At 68.0% G+C, this 16,949-nt stretch carries 15 protein-coding genes; 12 read left to right on the top strand and 3 right to left on the bottom strand.

Going from position 1 to position 16,949, the window contains the following annotated elements; genetic code table 11:
* Positions 1-42 precede the first annotated feature (42 nt).
* The 6 genes from ACFY5D_RS16050 (at position 43) to ACFY5D_RS16025 (ending at position 4,689) form a co-directional block, all read left to right on the top strand.
* Positions 43-726 carry a Maf family protein gene (locus tag ACFY5D_RS16050; RefSeq protein WP_387532093.1) on the top strand — a complete coding sequence of 228 codons (684 nt, stop codon included), beginning with the start codon at positions 43-45 and terminating at the stop codon, positions 724-726.
* Positions 727-1,111: 385 nt separating this feature from the next.
* Positions 1,112-1,318 (top strand): hypothetical protein, encoded by a 207-nt coding sequence (locus tag ACFY5D_RS16045; protein ID WP_387531934.1) that lies wholly within the window; start codon positions 1,112-1,114, stop codon positions 1,316-1,318.
* Positions 1,315-1,758: a hypothetical protein gene (locus ACFY5D_RS16040; RefSeq protein ID WP_387531931.1), complete on the top strand. Its 444-nt coding sequence runs from the start codon at positions 1,315-1,317 to the stop codon at positions 1,756-1,758. Before ACFY5D_RS16045 ends, ACFY5D_RS16040 begins: the two co-directional genes overlap by 4 nt.
* A complete protein-coding gene (locus ACFY5D_RS16035) occupies positions 1,755-2,063 on the top strand; it encodes a winged helix-turn-helix domain-containing protein (protein ID WP_387531928.1) in 309 nt (102 codons plus the stop codon). Before ACFY5D_RS16040 ends, ACFY5D_RS16035 begins: the two co-directional genes overlap by 4 nt.
* A 172-nt stretch (positions 2,064-2,235) precedes the next feature.
* Positions 2,236-4,005, top strand: a complete 1,770-nt coding sequence (locus tag ACFY5D_RS16030) for an acetyl/propionyl/methylcrotonyl-CoA carboxylase subunit alpha (protein WP_387531927.1) — start codon at positions 2,236-2,238, stop codon at positions 4,003-4,005.
* 147 nt (positions 4,006-4,152) lie between these two features.
* Complete coding sequence (locus tag ACFY5D_RS16025) at positions 4,153-4,689, top strand: DinB family protein (RefSeq protein WP_387531924.1); 537 nt, start codon at positions 4,153-4,155, stop codon at positions 4,687-4,689.
* Between the two features lie 101 nt (positions 4,690-4,790).
* Here the strand turns inward: ACFY5D_RS16025 and ACFY5D_RS16020 are convergent, their stop codons facing one another.
* Both ACFY5D_RS16020 and ACFY5D_RS16015 read right to left on the bottom strand, forming a co-directional pair.
* Entirely contained in the window at positions 4,791-6,188 is a 1,398-nt protein-coding gene (locus ACFY5D_RS16020; RefSeq protein WP_387531921.1) for an MFS transporter, read from the bottom strand.
* A gap of 280 nt (positions 6,189-6,468) precedes the next feature.
* Entirely contained in the window at positions 6,469-7,875 is a 1,407-nt protein-coding gene (locus ACFY5D_RS16015; protein WP_387531918.1) for an NAD(P)H-quinone dehydrogenase, read from the bottom strand.
* Positions 7,876-8,045: 170 nt separating this feature from the next.
* Here ACFY5D_RS16015 and ACFY5D_RS16010 point away from each other — a divergent pair, with 170 nt between their 5' ends.
* The 5 genes from ACFY5D_RS16010 (at position 8,046) to ACFY5D_RS15990 (ending at position 12,456) form a co-directional block, all read left to right on the top strand.
* On the top strand, positions 8,046-8,855 hold the full coding sequence (locus ACFY5D_RS16010) for a purine-nucleoside phosphorylase (protein WP_387531915.1): 810 nt from the start codon (positions 8,046-8,048) through the stop codon (positions 8,853-8,855).
* A gap of 106 nt (positions 8,856-8,961) precedes the next feature.
* Positions 8,962-10,707 carry a phospho-sugar mutase gene (locus ACFY5D_RS16005; RefSeq protein ID WP_387531913.1) on the top strand — a complete coding sequence of 582 codons (1,746 nt, stop codon included), beginning with the start codon at positions 8,962-8,964 and terminating at the stop codon, positions 10,705-10,707.
* Positions 10,708-10,803: 96 nt separating this feature from the next.
* Complete coding sequence (deoC, locus tag ACFY5D_RS16000; protein WP_387531911.1) at positions 10,804-11,493, top strand: deoxyribose-phosphate aldolase; 690 nt, start codon at positions 10,804-10,806, stop codon at positions 11,491-11,493.
* A 45-nt stretch (positions 11,494-11,538) separates the two neighbouring features.
* Entirely contained in the window at positions 11,539-11,784 is a 246-nt protein-coding gene (locus tag ACFY5D_RS15995; RefSeq protein ID WP_387531909.1) for a hypothetical protein, read from the top strand.
* A 243-nt stretch (positions 11,785-12,027) separates the two neighbouring features.
* Entirely contained in the window at positions 12,028-12,456 is a 429-nt protein-coding gene (locus ACFY5D_RS15990; RefSeq protein ID WP_387531906.1) for a universal stress protein, read from the top strand.
* A gap of 78 nt (positions 12,457-12,534) precedes the next feature.
* Here the strand turns inward: ACFY5D_RS15990 and mfd are convergent, their stop codons facing one another.
* A complete protein-coding gene (gene mfd, locus ACFY5D_RS15985; protein ID WP_387531903.1) occupies positions 12,535-16,149 on the bottom strand; it encodes a transcription-repair coupling factor in 3,615 nt (1,204 codons plus the stop codon).
* A 172-nt stretch (positions 16,150-16,321) separates the two neighbouring features.
* On the opposite strand from mfd, the gene ACFY5D_RS15980 reads away from it, so the two are divergent.
* A complete protein-coding gene (locus ACFY5D_RS15980; RefSeq protein WP_387531900.1) occupies positions 16,322-16,819 on the top strand; it encodes a DUF2505 domain-containing protein in 498 nt (165 codons plus the stop codon).
* Positions 16,820-16,949: the final 130 nt, after the last annotated feature.

Raw genomic sequence — 16,949 nt, 5'->3', positions numbered from 1 at the left:
GAAGAGGCAACGGTTGAAGAAACGACGGTTGAAGAAACGACGATGGCAGAAGACCCGCGCGGGGAAATCGAGAACCCCGAGGAGCTCCCGCTGCTGGTGTTGGCCTCGGCCTCCCCCGGCCGCGCGAAGATCCTGAAGGATGCGGGGATCGACTTCGACGTGCAGGTTTCCACGGTTGACGAGGACGCAGCACTGGCCGCCGCCACCGAGCGCTTCGGCGCCCTGGGGCCGGCCGACACCGCCCTGCTGCTGGCCAAGGCCAAGGCGGAGGACGTGGCCGCGCTGGAGGAAACCGACGGGGCCGTGGTGCTGGGCTGCGATTCGGTCTTCGAGTTCGAGGGCGTCGCCTACGGCAAGCCGTACACCGCGCAGGTCGCCACCGAACGCTGGGAGGCTATGAGCGGGAAGTCGGGCATCCTGCACACCGGCCACTGGCTCATCGACAACCGCTCGGAGGACGAAGAGGACGGCGGCAGCGGCGCGACCATCGGCGCCGTCTCCTCGACGGTCGTGAACTTCGAGAAGGTCACCGCGGAGGAGATCGCGGCCTACGTCGCCACCGGCGAACCATTGCCGTGCGCCGGCGCGTTCACCATCGACGGCCGCGGGGCCGCGTTCATCCGCGGCATCGAGGGCAACCCGCACACCGTCGTCGGGCTGAACGTCTCGACACTGCGCGAGCTGCTGCACGAGGCAGGCCTGTCCATCACGGACGTCTGGGCCTAACCGAAACCAGCATTGTCCGGAGGCGGGGGGGGGGGGGGGGGGGGGGGGGGGGGGGGGGGGGGGGCGGCGGGGGGGGGGGGGGGGCGCGCCCCCCCCCCCCCCCCCGGGGGGGGGCGGGGGCGCGCCGCGGCGGGGGGCGGGGGGGTGGGCGGGGGTGGTGGGGTTTTTTTTGTTGTTGTTCTTCTCCCCCCCCCCCCCCCCCCCCCGGGGGGGGGGGGGGGGGGGCGGCCCCCCCCCCCCCCCCCCCCCCCCCCCCCCCCCCCCCCCGCCTCCGCGTTTAATCAGCCAGGCCGCGCGACCCTTGATCTGCATGCTTTCCGGAAAGTACTTGCCAAAGTGGAAAGTACTTTCTAGGCTGGGGACAACGACCACACGGGAGGCAAACGTGAACAACATCAAGCAGACCCAGTCCGGCGCGCGCTACGCATGGATCGGCTTCGCAATGGGCATCGCCTGCATGGCCGCGCTGTTCATCTACGGCCTGGTCATCCGCCAGCCCGGCCTGATTGTCATGAGCTCCTCCCTCGCGGCCGTCCTGGGTGCCACCTGGGGCGCCACCCGGGTTGTGTTGAAGAAGCGGGAAGCAAAATGAGCGAGGAACCCACGGGGCCTTCGGCCCAGACGGCCCGCGAGCTGCTGCAGGAGGCTGGAAGGCTCGGCGCGGCCTCCCGGGCGGGTGCCAGCTGGCCGCACATCGCCATGCTGCTCGGCCTCGGCGCCATCAGCTCACTGAGCCTGTTGTCCTTCTGGCTGGTCGGGCAGTTCAACAAATCCCTCATTGCGCTCCCGATGATGGCCATGCTGGTTTGGCTAGCAATCTTCATGGGTTTCATGCTTGCGAACGGGCGCACGACCAAGCTCGGCTTCACGCGCCGCTGGATGACCTTCATGGGAATCTGGGCGGGGCTCTGGATCGTGGGAACCGTCGTCGGACTCGTTTTCTTTCCGAGGTCCCTGTGGTTTTTCATCGCAGTCTCAACGGCCATCACCGCAAACTCGGTCATCGGCGCCTGGCGTGAGGTGCGCGCATGAACCATCCGGAGCACCCCAGGCACCAGCTCTGCGACGAGCTCGCCCATCCCGTCCGCTTCTCGCTGGTTGCCGCCATCGCGGGAACCGAGGAAAGCGAATTCGCCGCGGTGCGCGAACACCTGCAGGTTTCCGATTCGGTCCTCAGTCGCCAGGCCTCGGCACTGGAAGCGGCCGGAATCGTCGGGATCCGCAAGGGCTTTGTCGGGAAGCGCCCACGCACTTGGCTTTCCCTCACGGCCGAGGGCCGGGAAAAATGGGCCAAACACCTGGCCGCGCTGAACGCCATCGCGGGCGGCAACCCGTAGCCCGGCCCGCATCGACCCGGCCGCCAATACAGCGGCGCGGAAACCTGGCCCCATCTTGTAGGGTTCCTACAACAAAATCGCGACTTTCATCCGACACCGGGTGGTTTGTGGGTGCATATCCCACAACGACGGGTAGGCTCCACAAGAGCACATTTAAGGAGAAAACCCTGCCATGAGTCAGTTGACCAAGGTTCTCATCGCTAACCGCGGAGAAATCGCAGTACGCATCATTCGTGCAGCCCGAGACGAGGGCATCGGTTCGGTTGCCGTTTACGCCGAACCCGATCGCGACGCACTGCATTCACGCCTGGCCGATGAAGCCTACTCGTTGGGTGGCTCCACCGCGGCAGATTCCTACCTGAGCATCGAAAAGATCATCGAGGTAGCCAAGCGCGCCGGCGCCGACGCAGTCCACCCCGGCTACGGCTTCCTGGCCGAAAACGCAGTGTTCGCCCAGGCCGTCATCGACGCCGGGCTGACCTGGATCGGCCCGCCCCCGTCGGCCATCGACCAGCTGGGCGACAAGGTCCAGGCACGCCACCTGGCCGAAAAGGTCGGAGCCCCGCTGGTGCCCGGCACCAAGGACCCCGTGGAATCCACGGACGAGGTCCTGGCCTTTGCCGACGAGCACGGCCTACCGCTGGCCATCAAGGCCGCCTACGGCGGCGGCGGCCGCGGCATCAAGGTGGTGCGCAACCGCGAGGAAATCCCCGAGCTTTACGAATCCGCAGTGCGCGAGGCCATTGCCGCCTTCGGCCGCGGCGAGTGCTTCGTCGAACGCTTCCTGGACGCCCCGCGCCACGTCGAAACCCAGTGCCTGGCCGACGCGCACGGCAACGTCGTGGTGGTTTCCACCCGCGACTGCTCGCTGCAGCGCCGCAACCAGAAGCTCGTCGAAGAGGCTCCGGCCCCGTTCCTGACCGACGCGCAGAACGCGCGCCTCTACGAGGCGTCCAAGGCGATCATGCTCGAGGCCGGCTACGTCGGCGCCGGCACCTGCGAATTCCTGGTCGGCCAGGACGGCGTGATTTCCTTCCTGGAGGTCAACACCCGCCTGCAGGTCGAGCACACGATCTCCGAGGAGGTCACGGGCATCGACTTGGTGCGCGAGCAGTTCCGCTTGGCCCGCGGCGAGGAGCTCGGCTACACCGACCCGGAAATCCGCGGCCACTCCTTCGAGTTCCGCATCAACGGCGAGGACGCGGGACGCGGCTTCATGCCGGCCCCGGGCACCATCACCACCATGAAGCTTCCGTCCGGTCCCGGCGTCCGCCTGGACTCCGGCGTCGAGGCGGGGGAAACCGTCTCCGGCAACTTCGACTCGATGATCGCCAAGCTCATCGTCACCGGTTCCACCCGCCAGCAGGCGGCCCAGCGTGCCCGCCGCGCCCTGGAGGAATTCCAGATCGAGGGCATGCCGACCGTGCTTCCGTTCCACCGCGCGGTCATGGCCGACCCGGCGTTCACCCCGGCGGAGGGACCGTTCACGGTCCACACCCGCTGGATCGAAACCGAGTTCGCCAACGACATCCCCGCCTGGGATCCGTCCACCGCGGGAACCGCCGACGAGGATTCGGCCCGCAACGCCATCACCGTCGAGGTGGGAGGCAAGCGCCTTGAGGTGGTGCTCCCGGCATCGCTGGGTTCGTTCTCGGCCTCCGGCAACGGCTCGAAGTCCAAGAAGAAGAAGCGCGAGGCCCGCGGCGGCGCCGCCGCCGGCGCCTCGGGCGCGGACCTGGTCTCCCCCATGCAGGGCACCATCGTCAAGGTTGCCGTCGCCGACGGTGACACCGTGGCCGAGGGCGACCTGATCATGGTCCTCGAGGCCATGAAAATGGAACAGCCGCTGACCGCGCACTGCGCCGGCGTCGTTTCCGGACTCAGCGCCGTGGCCGGGGACACCGTCTCCGCCGGCACCGTGCTGGCCTCGATCGGCGAATAGCAACGCACCTTCACGCCTCCGACTTCGGAGGCCGGGGATGGCCGGGTTTCCCACGCGGGAAGCCCGGCCATCCCTTTGTGCGTCGATCCACAAGAACCGGCCGAACCCGTTGCCCTGCCAATGGGTCGTGTGCCTAAGCTGTAGCCCATGAGCACACCCATGTTTGCCTCCGCCGGGCAGGACCCGCGCGTGAACCCTCCGGCCTGCGGCAGCGAACGCGATACGCTGCTGGGCTTCCTGGCCTACCAACGGCAAACACTCGAGGCCAAGTGTGCGGGACTCGACCACGTGGCGATGTCCTCGCGCGCGGTGCCGCCCTCCACGCTTTCACTCCTGGGGCTGGTGCGGCACCTGACGGACGTGGAACGCTTCTGGGTCAGGTCGAACCTGCTGGGGCAACCCGATCCGCCGCTCTACTGGCATGAGGATGGCCGCGACACAGACTTCGAACACCCGGAAGCAACCGAGGCCCTGGTGCGCCGGTCCTGGAAGGCGTGGCGCAAGGAAACCGCGTTCAGCGACGCCGCACTGATCCAGGAGCCGCTCGAGCTGCGCGTGGGCGTTGCGCTCCACGGGGAGGTGTCGGTGCGCTGGATCATCACCCACCTCGTCGAGGAGTACTCCCGCCACAACGGGCACGCCGACCTGCTGCGCGAAAGCATAGACGGGGTCGTCGGGGAATAGCCCCCCTTAACGCACCGCGGCGCCCGCAACCCCTTGTGGGGGTGGCGGGCGCCGCGGCCTTGCCTCGCGAGCCGCTGGTCGGCGGCCGGGGCGTGTTCGAGCTACGAGACGTTGTTCTCGAAGTCGACGTTTGTGGTGTCCTTGGTCAGGAACAGGGCAAGCAGCGTCAGCACGGCGCCCAGGGCCAGGTAGGCGCCGACCCAGACGGTGTTTCCGCCGCCGAACTGCCACAGGGCGATTGCCACGAACGACGCGGGGGCCGCACCGATGACCGAGGACATGTTGTAGGCGATGGCCGAACCGGTGTAGCGCACGTTCGACGGGAAGAGCTCCGGCAGGTAGGCGGCCATCGGGCCGAAGGTCAGGCCCATCAGGGTGAACCCGAGGATCAGGCCGACCATGGCCGCGGCCTTGCCCGGGCCGAACATCAGGGTCCAGGCCAGGCCGAAGACCAGGATGCCGGCGGTGACGGCGATCAGGAACTTGCGGCGGCCGAACTTCTCGGCCAGCGGGCCCGAGACCACGGTGAAGATGCCGAAGAAGACGACGCCGATGATGAGCATGGTGAGGAACTCGGGACGGGCGATCCCCAGGCCGGGGGCGAATGCGGCCTCGGCGGCGGCATCGAAGACCTTGCCCTTGGCCTCGGCTGCGGCCCGCGCGGCCTCGACGGTGGCCGGGGCCGTGCCGTAGGTCAGCGTGAAGGAGGTCATCAGGTAGAAGAGCACGTAGGTGGCAAGCATGATGAACGTGCCGGCCAGCACCGGGCGCCAGTGGTACTGCATGGTCACCTTGAACGGCGACTTGGCGACCTTCTTCTGGTCGACGACCTTCTGGAAGGAGACGGATTCGACAAGCTTCAGGCGGACCCAGAGGCCGACGGCGACCATGACGGCCGAGAGCACGAACGGCACGCGCCAGCCCCACGCCATGAACTGTTCCTCGGTCAGCGTGGTCTGCAGGACCACGAAGATGACGTTGGCGATGATGAAGCCGATCGGCGCGCCCAGCTGCGGGAAGGTGCCGTAGATGGCGCGCTTGTTGGCCGGAGCGTTCTCGGTGGCCAGCAACGCGGCACCCGACCACTCGCCGCCCAGGGCCAGGCCCTGTGCGAAGCGCAGCAGCACCAGCATCAGCGGTGCAAGCACCACGAAGCTGCCCTGCGCCGGGGGCAGGAAGCCGATCAGGAAGGTGGCGATGCCCATCAGCAGCAGCGAGGCGACCAGGGTTCCCTTGCGGCCGATCCTGTCACCGAAGTGGCCAAAGAGAACCGAGCCGACCGGGCGGGCCACGAAGGCGACGCCGAAAATGGCAAACGACGAAAGGATCGCGTTGACGTTTGACGCGTTCGGGAAGAACAACGTCGGGAAAACCAGCACCGACGCGGTGGCGTAGGCGTAGAAATCGAAGAACTCGATGGTGGTGCCAATGAGGCTGGCGAACAGCACGCGTCCGCGAGTGTTCTCCTTTGGCGCTGTGACTGCTGACTTGGTAGACATGGCTTGCGACTCTCTTCGTGGAATAAAGCTGATAACAACTTTAGGCCGCTTGTTCACCAGATGGACGGTCGCGTCCAATATGTGGACACAATCCGTGGCTTGAATCGGAACTCTTGCCCAGCACTGAGGGGCAGGTCACAGGCCAGGTTCCCGAAAGGCCTGCACACCCGGAAAAGACTAAGGCGGGCCTGCCGCAAACGCAATGGTTTGCGGCAGGCCCGCCTTCGGGTTCCGGCACCTGCCTGCCTACGGCCTCACGGCTGCAGGCGGGCTTCGTCGATTAGAGGTGGACGTGCAGCCGGCGCGAGGCCTCGGAAATGGACCCGGACAGCGACGGGTAGACGGTGAACGTCTCGGCCACGTCGTCGACGTGCAGCTTGTTGTGTACGGCCAGCGCGATCGAGAAGATCAGCTCCGAGGCGCGCGGGGCGACCACGACACCGCCGATGACGGTCCCCGAGCCGCGGCGCGAAATGATCTTCACGAAGCCCTGGTCGATGTTCATCATCTTGGCGCGCGCGTTGGTGGCGAGGTCGAGCTTGATGATGTCGGCCTGGTACTTGCCCTCGGCGACCATCCGCTCGGTCACGCCGACGGTGGCGATCTCCGGGGAGGTGAAGATGTTGGAGGAGACCTCGGTGAGCTTCAGCGGCTTCACCGAGTCGCCCAACAGGTGGGCCATCGCAATGCGGCCCTGCATCGCGGCGACCGAGGCCAGCGCGAAGACGCCGGTGCAGTCGCCCGCGGCGTAGACGTTGGTGGCGGTGGTGCGCGAGACGCCGTCGACCTTGATGTGGCCGGATTCGGTGAGCTTCACGCCCGCTTCTTCCAGGCCGATGCCCGCGGTGTTCGGGATCGAGCCGACAGCCACCAGGCAGTGGCTTCCCTCGATGACCTGGCCGTCGGCCAGGGTCACGCGGACCACGTCGCCGTCGCGCTCAACGGCCTCGGCGCGCGCCTGGGCCACCACGTTGACGCCGTTGCGCTTGAAGGCTTCCTCCAGCACCTCGGCGGCGTCGGCATCCTCGCCGGGGAGCACGCGGTCTCGCGAGGAGACCAGGGTGACCTTGGTGCCCAGAAGGTTGTAGGCGGAGGCGAACTCGGCACCCGTGACACCGGAACCGATGACGATCAGGTGCTCAGGGATTTCCTTCAGGTTGTAGACCTGGGTCCAGTTGAAGATGCGCTCGCCATCCGGCTTGGCGGTGGGCAGCTCGCGCGGGTGGGCACCCACGGAGACCAGCACTGCATCGGCCTCGACGGTCTCGATACTGCCGTCCGCGCGGGTGACCTGCACGCTCTGTGCGTCGAGCAGCTTGCCCTCGCCGATGACCACGCGCACGCCGACGCGCTCGAGGCCCACGTGGATGTCCGAGGACTGGTCGCGTGCCAGCCCCAGAAGCCGGGCGTTGACCACCGAGAGGTCGGCCACGGCCGCGGTGGAGTCATCGCCGACCTTGATGCCGAACTCGCGTGCGCCGATCACGCGGCGCATGGCGTCGGCCGTGGCGATCAGCGTCTTGGACGGGACGACGTCGGTCAGGACGGCGGAGCCGCCCATGCCGGCGCGTTCGACGATGGTGACTTGCGCGCCAAGTTGAGCGCCAACCATGGCCGCCTCATAGCCGCCGGGGCCGCCACCTAGAATTACGAGCCTGTGGGAATTGAAATCGTGTTGTGCACTCACGATCACTTATTCTCCCCTACTGCGGCGCCAAGTGCACAACGGCCGGCGCAGTAGCCGTCAGGGGAACCGGAGATCCCAGTGAAGCCGCCGTTACGCGCTTGCCGCAGCTCACACCCGAAGACCGGCTTTGGCGGCTGACAAGCACGGTATCCGCCGGTAAGTTTAACCTCGTGATCGATAACGCCACTGACCCCTTTGCCCTGGCCTCAGCCGCCGCCGCCAAAATCGCCGAAATTACCGGCGTACCTGTCCACGACATCGCCCTGGTGCTTGGCTCCGGATGGGGCGAAGCCGCGAACCTGATCGGCGAAACCACCCACCGCATCCCCGCCACGGAACTGCCCGGCTTCCACGCCGCCGCGGTGCCCGGCCACGTCGGCACCATCTCTTCCGTGCTGACCAGCGACAACAAGCGCGTCCTGGTGCTCGGCGCGCGCACCCACTTCTACGAGGGCAAGGGCGTGCGCGCCGTGGTCCACGGCGTGCGCACCGCCGCCGCCGCGGGCGCCAAGACCCTGGTGCTCACCAACGGCTGCGGCGGGCTGAACCCCGCCTGGACCCCCGGCACCCCGGTGCTGATCTCCGACCACATCAACCTCACCGCCAGCTCGCCGCTCGAGGGCGCGACGTTCGTGGACCTCACCGACCTGTACTCTTCCCGCATCCGCGGCCTGGCCCGCGAGGTCGACCCGACCCTGGACGAGGGCGTGTACGCGCAGTTCACCGGCCCGCACTACGAGACCCCTGCCGAGGTGCAGTACGCCAAGGTGATCGGCGCCGACCTGGTGGGCATGTCCACCGCGCTGGAGGCCATCGCCGCACGCCACGCCGGCATGGAGGTCTTCGGCATCTCGCTGGTCACCAACCTGGCCGCGGGCATCTCCGCCACCGCCCTGAGCCACGAGGAAGTCATCGAGGCGGGCGCAGCGGCCGGCCCGCGCATCTCCGCGCTGCTGGCAGACATCGTCGCCAAGCTCTAGCAAAGACCGGAACCGGGTGGCCGGGTGCGCGCACGTGCGCCCCCCGGCCACCCGGGCCGCACCGCTTCCACTTCCCTCCTCCCCCATCCGACCTAAGGACACGCCCATGAGCCAGAACCTCCACCACACCGAGTTGCTGGATCGCGCAGCGGCCTGGGCGGACCAGGACCCCGATGCGCAGACGCAGGCACAATTGCGCGGCCTGTGCTGGCGCGTGCGCGCCGGGGAAGCCGAGGCGCTGGAGGAACTGGAAGACAGGTTCGCGGGCAACCTCGCCTTCGGCACGGCGGGCCTGCGCGCCGAGCTGGGTGCCGGCCCCAACCGGATGAACTCCATGGTGGTCCGCCGGACCGCCGCGGGCATCGGCCGCTTCCTGGTCGAACGCGCCGCCGGAAGCTACGTCCCCAGCGCCGTGGTCGGGTTCGACGCCCGGCACAACTCGGACAAGTTCGCCCGCGAATCCGCGGCGATCCTCACCGCCGCGGGCGTGCGGGTCTCGCTGATGCCGCTGCCGCTGCCCACCCCGGTGCTGGCCTGGGCCGTGCGCGAGCTGGACGCGGAGGCCGGCATCATGGTCACGGCCAGCCACAACCCGCCCGCCGACAACGGCTACAAGGTGTACCTGGGCGGACGCGTCGAGTCCGGTTGGGGCCGCGGCGCGCAGATCGTCACGCCCACCGACGCGCAGATCGCCGCGCAGATCGACCACGACGAGCCGATCACTGCCATCGCCCTGGCGGACTCCGGCTGGGACGTCCTGCCCGGCCGCGGCGAGGCCGGCGACGTCGAGGCCGCCTACCTGGGCAAGGTCACCGCGTTGCTCACCGCTCCCGGCGGCGAGACGACGGCGGACCTGGATGCGGCGCGCGCCGACCTGAAGATCGTGCTGACCCCGATGCACGGGGTCGGCGGGCACACCATGTCGCAGGGCTTCGCGTTCTCGGGCTTCACCCGGGTCTCGATCGTGCCCGAGCAGGAACACCCGGACCCGGAGTTCCCCACCGTCGCGTTCCCCAACCCCGAGGAACCAGGCGCCATCGACCTTGCCGTGGCGCTGGCCCGAGAAACCGGCGCCGACCTGGTCATCGCCAACGACCCGGACGCCGACCGCTGCGCCGCCGCCGTGGAATTCCCGGGCACCGGGTGGCGCATGCTGCGCGGCGACGAGGTCGGATGGCTGCTCGGCGCCCGCCTTGCCCCGGCCGCCGACGCGGACTCGGTCTTCGCCAATTCGATCGTCTCCTCCCGCATGCTGGCCTCCATCGCGGCGGCCAGCGGGCTGAAGCACGAGCAGACGCTGACCGGCTTCAAGTGGATTTCCCGCGCCCCGCACCTGGCCTTCGGCTACGAGGAAGCCCTGGGCTATTGCGTGGCCCCGGAACTGGTGCGCGACAAGGACGGCATTTCCGCGGCCCTGCTGCTGGCCGAATACGCCGCCGAACTCAAGGCCGCGGGATCAGGCTTTCCGCAGGTGCTGGACCGGCTGGCGCTGGACCACGGCCTGCACCAGACCGACCAGCTCTCGGTACGCGTCAAGGACCTCGGCCTGCTCTCGACCATGATGGATGCGCTGCGGGCCACCCCGCCGCGGACGCTCGCCGGGGAAGCCGTCGTCGACTTCGAGGACCTTGGCCTCGGCGCGCACCTGCCGCCGACCGACGGCCTGCTGTTCCTCACCGACGCCGGCACCCGGGTCATCGTGCGCCCCTCAGGCACCGAGCCCAAGCTCAAGTGCTACCTGGAGATCATCGCACCGGCCGCCGCCGGCGACGACCTGTCCGCCTTGCGCGCGCAGGGCCAGCGCCGGCTGGATGCGATCAAGGCCGAACTCTTGCTAATGTTGCGCGCCTAGCCCGTCGCGCGGATGCCTCCGGCGCCCGCGCCCCGCTCTTCACCCATTTCTTCACACCCGTTCCGCCACACCAGAACCACAGGAGTTGTCCCCCACATGAGCACCGAGACGAACATCGAGAACATCGCCTCCTACATCGACCACACCATACTGGCCGCCGACGCCTCCCGCGCAGACATCGAGCGCATCTGCGCCGAGGCCGCCAAGTACAACTTCAAGTCGGTCTGCGTGAACCCGCTCTGGGTTTCCACCGTGACAGCAGCGCTGGCCGGCTCCGGCGTGCTGACCTGCTCGGTGATCGGCTTCCCGTTCGGCGCCACCACCACCGCGTCGAAGGTCTTCGAGGCACGCGGCGCCATCGCCGACGGCGCCAACGAGATCGACATGGTCATCAACATCGCCGCGGCCAAGGCCGGGGACGAGGCCGCACTGGTTGCGGACATCGCCGCCATCGCCGACGCCGTGCACGAGGGCGGGGCCATCCTGAAGGTCATCATCGAGACCGCTCTGCTCACCGACGACGAAAAGGTGCTCGCCTGCCGCGCCTCCGTGGCCGCCGGGGCCGATTTCGTGAAGACCTCCACCGGCTTTGCCGGCGGCGGTGCGACCCTCGAGGACGTGGCCCTGATGCGCGCCACCGTGGGCCCGGATCTCGGTGTCAAGGCCTCCGGCGGGGTCCGCTCGCTGGAAACCGCCCGTGCCATGATCGCGGCCGGCGCCACGCGGCTCGGATCCAGCTCCGGAGTTGCTATTGTAGAGGGTGAACAAGGCACCGAGGGGTACTAAGACGTACTCTCCCGGGCACTGAAAACAGACTCAAGGAGAATCGCTGTGTACTCGAACGGCAAGAATGTGGCTCACTCGGGCCAGGGACGCTTCGTCGGCAACTTCATCGCAACCCTGGTGTTCCTGGCAATGTTCTGCGGCGCGATCTACGCACTGTCCTTCTGGACGCTGGACAACGCCTGGATCCCGGGCCTCTCATGCCTCGCGCTGACCGTCCTGGCCTTCGCCATCCCGCAGCACATCCTGGGCATGTCCGACCGCTCCCCGGCCAAGACCGCCTCGGAGCGCTAAACCAGGTCTTCAGCCAGGGCGCACGGTCCCCGGCACCCGCCACTGCGGCGGGTCCGGTAACCGCGCGCCCTGGTTTTTTTGTGCCCTCGCGCGGCCTCGGCCCGGGAACTCCGGTCCCGCGGCGACACGCTGCAACTTTTCTACGTGTTGTAGAAAAGACCATGTGGGAACCGGTACGATGGTGCATAACGGATCCCCGGAGATCCGAACAAGAGCCCCCGCTTGAAGAAATGAGAGCCGCACATGGAAAACGCCCCACGAACCAAGATCATCGTCGGAGTCGACGGATCCCCGCAGTCGATCGCAGCGCTTCGCTACGCGGCACCGCTGTCCAAGGCACTTGGCCATGAGCTGCAGGCATTCGCCTCGTGGCTGCCCCGCATCTCCCTCGAGGACTACACCCCCGAATGGGACCCGGAGGCAGACGCCCGCGCGGCCCTCGACGCGGCCATCGCCGAGGCCTTCGGCGACGACGTCCCGGACCACCTTGAACGCGAAGTCGTCATGGGCCCCGCGGCCCCCACGCTCATCGAGGCGTCCAAGGACGCGGCGATGCTCGTCATGGGCACCCGCGGCCGCGGCGGCTTCAAGGGCCTGCTGCTTGGCTCGGTCTCCAGCTCGCTGGCAGCCCACGCGCACTGCCCCGTGCTGATCCACCACGGCGAGAAATAGACGCAACAAACGCAAAATGCCCTTCCCGGTCCAACCGGGAAGGGCATTTTTCTTGCCGCCCGGGGCGGCTACCATCCGCTAGCTCTTCACCTTCAGCGGCTCGGATTCGAAGATGTTGGACAGCACCCCGGACACCCAGTCCAGGATCTCCTCGTCCACCAGGTCCCGCCCGCCCACGGCGGAGGTCTTCGGCTTGGGGACGAAGATGGCATCCAGCGCCGGCTTGTCCGCGGCACCCTTGTACATGCGGGCCAGGCGCAGCTGGCGCGAATCGGGCAGGTTCTCGATGGCGGCCGGGGCGAACTTGATGAAGTTGCCGACCATGCCCACGTCGGTGAGCCCCAGGGCGCGGGCGCGGATCCGGATGCGCGCGACCTCCAGCAGGTTCACCACCGCCGCCGGCGGCTGGCCGTAGCGGTCCACCAGCTCGGCGTGCACCTCGGCAAGCCCCTCGAAGTCGGTGGCGGCGGCGATCTTGCGGTAGGCCTCCAGGCGCAACCGCTCCCCCGGCACGTAGTCGTGCGGCAGGTGCGCGTTGACCGGGAGCTCGATCTTCATCTCCGCGGTCTTCTCGTCGGCATCGCCCTTGTATTCGGCCACCGCCTCGCCGACCAGCCGCAGGTACAGGTCAAACCCGACCCCGGCGATGTGCCCGGACTGCTCCCCGCCCAGCAGGTTGCCGGCGCCGCGGATCTCCAGGTCCTTCATGGCCAGCTGGTAGCCCGAGCCCAGCTCGTTGTGCGCGGCGACGGCCTTGAGGCGTTCCAGCGCCACCTCGCCCAGCGGCTTTTCCGCGTTCCACAGGAAGTAGGCGTAGGCGCGTTCGCGCCCGCGGCCCACGCGCCCGCGCAGCTGGTGCAGCTGGGACAGGCCGTAGTTGTCCGCCCGGTCGACGATCAGCGTGTTCGCGTTGGAGATGTCCAGGCCGGTCTCGATGATGGTGGTGGAGACCAGCACGTCGAACTTCTTCTCCCAGAAGTCCTGGATGATCTTCTCCAGCCGGGACTCGCTCATCTTGCCGTGCGCCACCTCCACGCGGGCCTCGGGCACCAGTTCGCGCAGCTCGGAGGCGATCTTGTCGATCGAGGAGACCCGGTTGTGCACGAAGAACACCTGGCCGTCGCGCATCAGCTCGCGGCGGATCGCCGCGGAGATCTGCTTGTCGGTGCGCGGGCCCACGTAGGTGAGCACCGGGTGGCGTTCCTCCGGCGGGGTCGCCAGCGTGGAGGTCTCGCGGATGCCGGTCAGCGACATCTCGAGGGTGCGCGGGATCGGGGTCGCGGACATGGACAGCACGTCCACGTTGGTGCGCATCTTCTTGAGCTGTTCCTTGTGCTCCACGCCGAAGCGCTGTTCCTCGTCGACGATCACCAGCCCCAGGTCCTTGAACTGCACGGTGTCCGAGAGCAGCCGGTGGGTGCCGATGACCACGTCCACGGACCCGTTCTTCAGCCCCTCGACGATGTCCTTGGATTCCTTCGCGGTCTGGAAGCGCGAGAGCGTCTTCACGCGCACCGGGAAGCCCGAGTAGCGGTCGGTGAAGGTCTGGTGGTGCTGGGAGGCCAGCAGCGTGGTGGGCACCAGCACGGCGACCTGCTTGGAATCCTGCACGGCCTTGAACGCGGCGCGCACCGCGATCTCGGTCTTGCCGAAGCCGACGTCGCCGGAGATCAGCCGGTCCATCGGGATCTCCCGCTCCATGTCCGCCTTGACCTCGTTGATGGTGGTCAGCTGGTCCGGGGTCTCCACGTAGGCGAAGGCCTCCTCCAGCTCCGACTGCCACGGTGTGTCCTTGGCGAAGGAGTGCCCGCGGCTGGCCATGCGCGCCGAGTAGAGCCGGATCAGGTCCCCGGCGATCTCCTTGACGGCCTTGCGCGCCTTGGACTTGGTGCTGGCCCAGTCCGAGCCGCCCATCTTGGACAGGCTCGGGGCCTCGCCGCCGACATAGCGGGTCACCTGGTCCAGCTGGTCGGTGGGGACAAAGAGCTTGTCCCCCGGCGCCCCGCGCTTGGACGGCGCGTACTCGAGCACCAGGTACTCGCGCTTGGCGTCCGCGCCGCCGGCGACCTTGCGGGCGATCAGCTCGACGAACCTGGCGATGCCGTGCTGCTCGTGCACCACGTAGTCGCCCTCGACCAGGGACAGCGGGTCAACCGCGTTGCGCCGCTTGACGGCCATGCGCTTGGCCCCGCGCGGGGCGTAGGCGCTGGAGCGGCCCAGCAGGTCGGCCTCGGTGAGCAGCCCGAGCTTCAGCGAATCGAGCACGAAGCCGCGGCCCGCCTGCGCCGTGGTGATCTCGATGAGCCCCTCGGTCGGCTCGCCCTCCAGGGAGTCGATCCGGTGCGTGGGGATGTCCGCGTCGTGGAAGAGCTCGGCCAGTCGCTGGGCCGGGCCGGGCCCGTCGGTGGCGACCACCAGGCGCCAGTTGTCCTTGATGCGCGAGGAGATGAACTGCATCATCTCGGCCACGTCGCCCTGGTAGCCGCGCGGCTCGCGGGCGTCGACGCGGATGGAGTCGACCTCCGGCAGCAGCTCGGCGTCGGTGCCCAGCGAGGTCAGCGTCCACCAGGACACACTTGCGGCCTGCGCGTCGAGCAGGGTCGTGGACAGGGAGGTGAAGTTGCCGGCCTCCAGCTCGTCGGCGGCGGCCTGCGCCTGCGCCTGGCTGAGGTCCAGCGGCGCGGCCCCGCCGTCTGAGGCCGTGGCCCAGGCCGCGGCGAGGAACTCGGCGTTTGTCGCCTCCAGGTCGTGGGCGCGGGCACGCACGCGTTCGGGCTCCATGACCAGGGCGATGGACTCGGCGGGCAGCTGGCTCAGCAGCGGAACCATGGAGTCGACCAGCAGCGGTGCGAGGGATTCCATGCCCTCCACCGCAACACCGCCGGCGATCTTGGCCAGCATGTCGCGGGCCGCCGGCATGTGCTCCTGCAGCTTCGCGGCCTTGGACATGACGGAGGGAGTGATCAGCAGCTCGCGGCAGGGCGGCGCCTGGATCTGCACGGGCGCCTCGGAGTCGAGTGAGCGCTGGTCGGCGATCGAGAAGAAGCGCATGGCCTCGATCTCGTCGCCAAAGAAGTCGATGCGCACCGGGTGGGCGTAGGTCGGCGGGAAGACATCGAGGATGCCGCCGCGGACCGCGAACTCCCCACGGTGGGTGACCATGTCGACCCGCGCATAGGCGGCATCAGCCAGGGCCCTGACCACCGAGGAGAACGGGTACTCGTCCCCCACCTTCAGGTCGACGGTCTCGAGCTTGCCGAGCCCCGCCACCAGGGGTTGGATGACGGCGCGGATCGGGGCGACGATGACCTTCAGTCCCGGGTCCTTCAGCTCGAGGCGGCGCAGCACTGCCAGGCGGCGTCCGACGGTGTCGGAGCGCGGCGAGAGCCGTTCGTGCGGAAGCGTCTCCCAGGACGGGAACTCGGCGATGGCGTCATCGGGCAGGTAGCTGCGCAGCCCGGCGCTGAGGTCCTCGGCCTCGCGGCCGGTGGCCGTGACGGCCAGCACCACGGCCCCCGGCACCTTGGACTGCAGGGCCTCGAGCGTTTCAGCCGTGATGACAGGTCGCATGCCCGTGGGCGCGGCGATCTCCAGCTGGTTGGCCCGCGTCGCGTAGCCGGTGGCCGCGTTGGAATGCACCCTGGAAAAAGACGTGTCGGCTCGCAGTGCACTGCGCAGACCATGAAGCGCCATCGACTAGCTACCTTTCGAAAAACCGGTTCCCGCGCACAACACAACTACCCGGAATTCCATGTGAATCCCGGGGTGCGCATATCCAAGCGTACAGCTCCTGTCAGGTGGCACGGGTACCCTTGGAGGCGCAAGAATGTTTGCTTCGGCCGATCTATTTTACGGAGTTTGCCTTATGGCACTTAATGCCACCACTGATTTGATGCACGCCCCCGAGGCTGTCATCGCCACGTTGACCGATCGCGCTTTCGCCGAACACCTGACCTCCATGGTCGGTGGCGAACTGAAGAGTTTTGAGCTGGCCGGGGATGTAGCAACAGCTTTCACCCTGACCACCGTCCGGTCCCTGCCGACCGATCGCGCACCCGAGATTGCCCGGAAGTTCGTCGGGCAGACCGTTGAGGTCACCCAGGTCGAGTCATGGTCGGCCCCGGCCGCCGATGGCTCGCGCGATGCAACCCTGAAGGTCACCGTCGGTTCCCTGCCGGTTTCGGTCGCCGGTTCCGAATCGCTGCGCGCAAACGCCGAGGGCTCCTCCCTGGGCCTCGAGGCAACGGTGTCCTCCTCGATCCCGTTCGTTGGCGGAAAAATCGCCGCTGCGGCCGAACCGTTCATCTCCAAGGCGCTTGCCTTGCAGGCCACCAGCGTCTCCTCATGGATCGAACGCGGCTAATCCAGCACCCGCTCGGCCCGGTGTGACCACCGGAGCCAGGCTCCCCGGACCCGTATCTTCCAGCCACTAGAAATAGGCGGGAAGATACGGGTCCGCTGTTTTTGGCACACCCCGATTTCTTTGACCGGCA

This window comes from Paeniglutamicibacter sp. NPDC012692 (assembly GCF_042901625.1).
Taxonomy (GTDB): Bacteria; Actinomycetota; Actinomycetes; order Actinomycetales; family Micrococcaceae; genus Paeniglutamicibacter.
Note: the sequence above shows the minus strand (reverse complement) of the source record. Positions and strands in the feature narration are given on the sequence as shown.